This window comes from Rhodovarius sp., assembly GCF_040399605.1.
Taxonomy (GTDB): Bacteria; Pseudomonadota; Alphaproteobacteria; order Acetobacterales; family Acetobacteraceae; genus Rhodovarius; species Rhodovarius crocodyli_A.
In genome coordinates, this window is the sequence record NZ_JBBARU010000046.1 from 1 (window position 1) to 1,342 (window position 1,342).

Sequence of the window (1,342 nt, forward strand, 5' to 3'; positions counted from 1 at the left end):
TTTCCCTGGCCGTCGGCAGCGTGGTCGTGGCGGTCATCGTGCTTGCGCTCAAGCTGGTGGCCTGGTGGCTGACCGGCAGCGTGGCGCTCTTCGCCGATGCGCTGGAATCGGTGGTGAACGTCGCCGCTGCGCTGGCGGCGCTGGCCGCGGTGCGGGTCTCCGCCCGGCCGGCCGATGCCAATCACCCCTATGGCCACCACAAGGCCGAATATTTTTCCGCCGTGCTGGAGGGGGCGCTGATTTTGGTCGCCGCCTTCATCATTTTGCACGAGTGCTGGGCGGCGCTAAACAACCCGCGCAGCATAGAATTGACCGCGACCGCCCTGTTGGTGGCCGGCCTTGCCACGGCCTGCAACGCGGCATGGTGCTGGGTGTTGTTTCGCCGCGGCCGGGCGCTGCGCTCGCCCGCGCTGCTGGCGGATGGGAAGCATTTGCTCTCCGATGTGGTGACCAGCGGCGGGGTGCTGCTGGGCATAACCCTGGCGGCGATGACCGGGCTGGGCTGGCTCGACCCGCTGATGGCGGCGCTCACGGCGGGAAATATTCTGTTCAGCGGCGTGGGGCTGATGCGTGAGAGCTTTGCCGGGCTGATGGATGAGGCGCCGCCGCCGCAAACCCTGGCGCGCATTCGTGGCGTGGTGGCGGCCAATGCCGAGGGCGCGATCGAGGCACATGACCTGCGGATGCGCCAGGCCGGCCGAAACAGTTTTATCGAGTTCCACCTCGTCGTGCCCGCCGCCATGACGGTGGCGGATGCGCATGTGATCTGTGACCGTCTGGAGGCCGCCTTGCGCGCCGATCTGGGCGAGGCGGTGATCACCATCCATGTGGAGCCAGAAGGCAAGGCGAAGCATAGCGGGGTGCTGGTGCTGTGACGGCGGCGCGGGCGCGCCTGGCACCCGCCTCTGGCGGTGGTGCGAGGGGCTGGGCGTGGTTGGGGTTGGCGCTCTCGGTGCTGCTGCATGCGGCGGTGGTGGGTGGCCTATTGTGGTGGGTGGCGCGTGACACCCCGGCCGAGATTCCCGAGCAGGGGGTGGAACTCATGTGGGACCAGCCCAATCAGGCCGCCCTGGCTGCCGGGCCAGAGGGCGATACCGCCAGCCCCGAGGCGCCGCCCAGCGTGGCGCCGCCGCCCGCCCCCGAGGCCGAGGCTGCACCACAACCACCCGAAGAGGCTCCGCCTCCGCCACCCGCCCCCAGCATGGCCGAATCGCCGCCACCACCACCGGCACCCGCCATCGCCGCCGCACCGCCGCCACAGCCCGCGCCCATGCCACCGCCGCCACCGCCGCCACCGCCACTGCCCGATGGCGTGCTGCCGCCCCCGCCACCGCCGCTGCCT

The 1,342-nt window shown here is 70.9% G+C and carries 2 protein-coding genes; both read left to right on the forward strand.

Features of this window, described 5'->3' with window-relative positions; all coding sequences use genetic code 11:
- The first annotated feature begins 5 nt into the window (after positions 1–5).
- Positions 6–875 (forward strand): cation diffusion facilitator family transporter, encoded by an 870-nt coding sequence (locus tag ABWP84_RS12200; protein ID WP_353212348.1) that lies wholly within the window; start codon positions 6–8, stop codon positions 873–875.
- The coding region (locus ABWP84_RS12205) for a hypothetical protein (RefSeq protein WP_353212310.1) at positions 872–1,342 on the forward strand (471 nt) is incomplete at its 3' end. The genes ABWP84_RS12200 and ABWP84_RS12205, both read left to right, overlap by 4 nt.